The sequence below is a fragment of the Actinomycetes bacterium genome, assembly GCA_022396035.1.
In the GTDB taxonomy this organism is placed as follows: Bacteria; Actinomycetota; Humimicrobiia; order Humimicrobiales; family Humimicrobiaceae; genus Halolacustris.
On the sequence record JAIOXO010000040.1, the window covers coordinates 1 to 5,011 of the forward strand.

Sequence of the window (5,011 nt, forward strand, 5' to 3'; positions counted from 1 at the left end):
GACGATAGTCTTTTAAGAAGTAAATACAGCTGTTTTTTTAAGTCTTCTGTCAATTTATTTCCTTTCGAACATACTTGATTTAAGGAAATATTAGCAAACATATGTTCGTATATCAACAATATTTTTTAAAAGAGCCAAATATTTTTAATTACCAGATTATTAAAACCAAAATGTTTACAGCAGGGGTTAAATATCCACAAACCAGAAGTACCTGTTACTGAAAGACGGGTCAGGCTGGTAGGGGTATAAGATATTGGATAGGAATCCAAAATTTTGGTTTTTGCTAAAATTTGCCATACCTTTTACTTTAAATTTGCCTATTGTTGTTACCCCATAATAAGTGGTAAGCACTTTTACGTCAATATTATGGTTTACCGGGCATTACAAATGTTTGTTAGTTTTTAATTCAAGGACTGCCGGTTAAGCTGCTGTTTTTGTACACTGGCCCGGTGGCAGTTAGACCCATAAAAAGTTGGCGGGGAAATATATTACCATATTACTCTATCGCGGGTATGGCTGCCAGACCTACAATACTGGGACCGGAATGGGTACCAATAACCGGGGTAATCTCGGTGAATATGGTCTCTTTGATGTTCAAGGATTTTTCTTTTTTTATCAGCTGGTTAAGGTTATGGGCTGCATCCAGGTCTGCACCATATATAATGGATAGAATAATAGCGCCTTTATTACCATAAATTGATTTGAAATCTTCGGCTATCTGCAGTATGGAACTTTTCCTGGTCCTGGATATTTTGGACACTTTTACTTTGCCCTGGTCCATTACTAAAACCGGCCTTACTTTTAAGGCCATATTGAGCAGCCTTTTTAATCCAGAAACTCTTCCGCCTCTTAATAAATATTCAAAATTCTCCACTGTGGATAAAAATATACTTTTATCTATTAGATAGTTTATGGTATCTTTTATGGTTTCTGCATCCTTACCTGCGGAAGCCATCCGGGCTGCAGTCAGTACTGGCAGGCCCAGGCCCATGGTAACCGATTTAGAATCAAATATTTCTATCCTGGTTTCAGGAAATTTCTTGGAGGCCATTAGTGCAGAATCAACAGTATTGGATAGTTTGGAGCTTATGTGTATGGAGTATATAATGTTGGCCCCTTTGTTGCTGATTAAATCTGAATAGAGGCTTAAGAAATCCTTTGGAGATGGAGCGGATGTCTTTACTTCCACATTCTTGTCCAGCAAATCATAAATTTGCTTATTGGTTATATTGGCTCTATCCTTGTATTCTTTTCCCTGAAAATGCATATAAAGCGGGACAATGCTTATGTCGTATTTGGACTGGAGGTCATCGGGAATGTCTGCCGTACTGTCTGTTACAATAGCTACTTTGTCCATTTTCTTTAATTGGTAATTTTATTGCTTAATTTATTATATAATTTCATAAAACATTGTACAATATTATAATGCCTAGTTTTTAACAGGTGTACAATATGAATAAAAGAGCATATTTAGTAGTAATTCTCCTGGCCATGGCAGTGGCCTTGAGCTCATGCTCCAGCAACTCTTATAGCAGCCAGGCTACAGACGGGTTTGCCTCACTGGACCAGCTAAATCCAGAAAACCGGATTGTAGACCTTGCTGGAGAATGGGAGTTTTACTGGAATCAGCTATTGGCCCCGGAAGACATAGAAGCCCATCTTTTGCAAAGAAAGCTGGTTGCAATTCCCCATAGCTGGGACGATCTGGGATATCCCCTTCAGGGATATGCTACCTACCGGTTAAAAACCGAACTGGAGCCTGATACTATATACGGCCTGGAGTTGAATGATATAGCTACTGCTTATAATTTATATATAAACGGTGAACAGGCTGCAACCCGGGGAAAAGTAGGGAGAAAGGATGCCGACTCCGTTTCCAAACTGGGCTCCGAAATAGTGATTTTTAATACTGAACAGAAACAGGTAGAAATAGTATTACAGGTATCCAGCTTTTCTTATTACAAGGCGGGCATATCGGGCAAGGTAAGACTGGGGGGTGTCTACCAGTTACAGCAGTCAAGATATAAGAGGATTGCCCTGGCCCTGATCCTTTCCGGAATACTGCTGTCCATGGCTGCATATCATTTGTTGTTCTTTATATTTAGAAAGAAAGAACTTTCCAACCTATATTTCAGTATAGCCAGCTTTATTGTGTTTATACAGACCATTTTTGAGGAAAGCCATTTTTTCAGTTTTCTTTTCCCCCGGCTCAACCTGCAAACCGAAGAGCGGATACAGACCATTCTGCTGATACTTATATTGCCTGTAGTCATAGCCTCAATTTATAATATTTTTAAAACTTCTTTTCATAAACCGATAGTATATTTTTTTTATATCTCTTCTTTTTTATTAGCAGTTGCAGTTATTTTTACTCCTTTTGGCGCCTCCAATCCGGTATGGCCTATTTATGGTTTGCTTGTATTACTGGGGACAGCTTTTTTAATTTATGCCCTGGTTAAAAATATTAGAGCCAGAAATTCTAATGCCTTCTTTCTTCTAACCGGAACTGTATGCCTGGCAGCAGCAGTAGCCCATGACTTTCTGGTGGATTACAGGATACTGCAATCCTATAAACTGTTTTCTGTAGGATGGGTAATATTTCTGGTCATGGTATCTACAATTATAACCAATCAGTTCTCTGCCAGCTTTAAGAAAGTAGAACAGCTGTCTGTGGAGATAAACAAAAAAAATATTGATCTAAAACAGGCATATCTGGAAGTTGAAAAAAGAGTAAAAAACAGGACCAGCCAGCTTAACTTAGCTAAAAAGAGATTAGAAAAAGCCAATGAACAGCTTAAGAAGGATAAACAGATGTTTAAGGTTCTCAGCATTACTGACGGCCTTACCGGTCTTTTTAACCATAACCATATAATTGGAGAGCTTAAACGTGAAATCAACAGGTCCAAACGGTATGGTAACCTTTTGTCGGTAATTATGATGGATATAGACCATTTTAAAACCATCAACGACATCCACGGGCACCAGAATGGAGACAGGGTGCTAAGCGAAATCGGTAATATAATTAAAGAAACCCTGCGAAAGGCAGATATTGCCGGAAGATACGGTGGGGAAGAATTTCTGATTATTATGCCTGAGACAGGTTTGGATTCAGCCTATTTGCTGGGAGAAAGATTAAGGGAAAAAGTTGCTGACCACAGGTGGAAGATTGGCAATCTAAAGGTAAACGTAAGCGGAGGGGTAGCCCAGCATGAATATGATATGAGTTACGGGGTGTTGCTGAGTAAGGCAGATAAACTGTTGTATAAAGCTAAGCAGGAGGGAAGGAACCGGGTGGAAAGATAATAGATTAATGGTAATAAATATTATAGAATTTAGGTAAGCAGGAGGTATTTATGGCAATTAAATTAAATCTTTCAGAAAAACAGAAGAAACAGGTTAATAAGAAATATACCAGGGACGGTGAAACTGAATGCCAGTTATGCGGAAAGTTAATGGATGCTGATTCCCGCCTGGATTATCATTACCTGTGCCCCCCTCTAAAATATGAGAGGGATCAATTTGAGAATCTGGTCCCGGTATGCAAAAATCATAAAAGAGATCTGAAAAACCTTTCGGTAAATGAATTTATGGCACTGGGGCAGCTGGAAGATTTTTTTGCAGATGGCAGCCCCAAAAGATTAGACCAGGTTCTGAGGCAGAAAATCGGCAAAGATATAGGCCTTCCGGTGTCAGTAAAAATGGACCAGGGTAACGGCCAGCTGGAACTTAATCTGGAAAGCAATAGCTACCAGGTACCGGTTTCGGTTTGTCCCTCTACCGGCTATCATTACTTCTATGCAGTGTTACCGGCAAAATACATACATAATGATACCGAACTGCAGCCCCGGCCATTGGAGATGAAAAGGATGTGGGAGCTTTACCGTCACCTAATTGCCCATAGCCAGTTGACTCCTTCTGTCTGCAGGCTAAAAGACAGTCGTATCCTTCTTTTTGACGGTCAGCATAAGACAGCAGCCCAGGTCTGGGCCGGCAGGACGGATGTTGAATGCAAGATTTATATCGACCCCGAGGTAAGGGTTTTAAAAGAGACCAATTTAATTGCCCATGACCGCCTTCGCCAGATGCCTTTCTTCAGTTCTGTGCTTATTAACAAATGGGCCGACCTGTTTGCTGAAGAATGGCGCCAGTACCTGGATACACCAGGGCCTAAATCAGAAGCTAATTTTGTTTCATTTCTGGTAAAAAGGGGCAAGAAAAGATCAGAAGCCACCAATATGATGGTGAGCAATATCTATGATAGCATACTGGAAGATAAACAGAATCAATTTACCCCGCTGGTATCTGATTATGGCCAGGCGGATAACGGGGTTATAAGTCTGGGACAGCTTAAGCAGAATCTTTTTAAGAAATTTATAGCCAGGCCTCCACTTAAGATGGATATGGAGAAATCGGATGAACTTAGGGAGTATGAAAGGGAAAATATGATCAGCCTGTTAAACCTGCTAAAAGTAGCTACCATGGATGGAGAGGAGGATAAGGTAACCAACATTTATTCTCACGGTTCCATTAAAGCCTGGTCCACCTTGATTAAGGATACTCTGTCCCAGCTACTGGGATTATATGATGAGGTGGAAAGAAAGAGAATACTTTTAAGGGAAATCAGTGATGAGAGCTGGGATACTATCAATGAAAAAATTAACCGGCTTTTTAGCCACAGGGTATGGTCCAAAGAAAGCCAGAGGGGTATCAGCAGCTATAAAAACAGCAAGGAAGATGAAGTGATTGAATACCTGAAATCCAGGGGCTTGAGCGTTAGATGGATATTAAGTGAAGCCGGGACCAGGGTAAATATTAATAATTTTGTGGATTAGCATATGGGGCAGATTAATAAGTTCGAAGAGCTGATAGAGCATATGCATTTTCTGGAACAACTTTCGGTTAATGTGCATGGCTTAAAGGAAGAAGAGGATATATATCAACTGATAAATGATCATTTTAAGGCTGCCGGCAAATATACGGTAGGCCTGCTGATGCTTACCGGTGAGGGCGA

Annotated in this window: 3 protein-coding genes; 2 read left to right on the top strand and 1 reads right to left on the bottom strand. The window is 40.2% G+C overall.

The genetic code is table 11. The annotated features are described in order from the left end of the window. Nucleotides 1-496: 496 nt before the first annotated feature. A complete protein-coding gene (locus K9H14_08250; GenBank protein ID MCG9480176.1) occupies nucleotides 497-1,357 on the bottom strand; it encodes a DegV family protein in 861 nt (286 codons plus the stop codon). 95 nt (nucleotides 1,358-1,452) lie between these two features. Here K9H14_08250 and K9H14_08255 point away from each other — a divergent pair, with 95 nt between their 5' ends. Both K9H14_08255 and K9H14_08260 read left to right on the top strand, forming a co-directional pair. Then, the gene (locus K9H14_08255; GenBank protein MCG9480177.1) at nucleotides 1,453-3,303 is read left to right on the top strand and encodes a diguanylate cyclase; all 1,851 of its coding nucleotides are present in this window, start codon (nucleotides 1,453-1,455) and stop codon (nucleotides 3,301-3,303) included. A 50-nt stretch (nucleotides 3,304-3,353) separates the two neighbouring features. Continuing rightward, nucleotides 3,354-4,832 carry a hypothetical protein gene (locus K9H14_08260; protein MCG9480178.1) on the top strand — a complete coding sequence of 493 codons (1,479 nt, stop codon included), beginning with the start codon at nucleotides 3,354-3,356 and terminating at the stop codon, nucleotides 4,830-4,832. Nucleotides 4,833-5,011 lie beyond the last annotated feature (179 nt).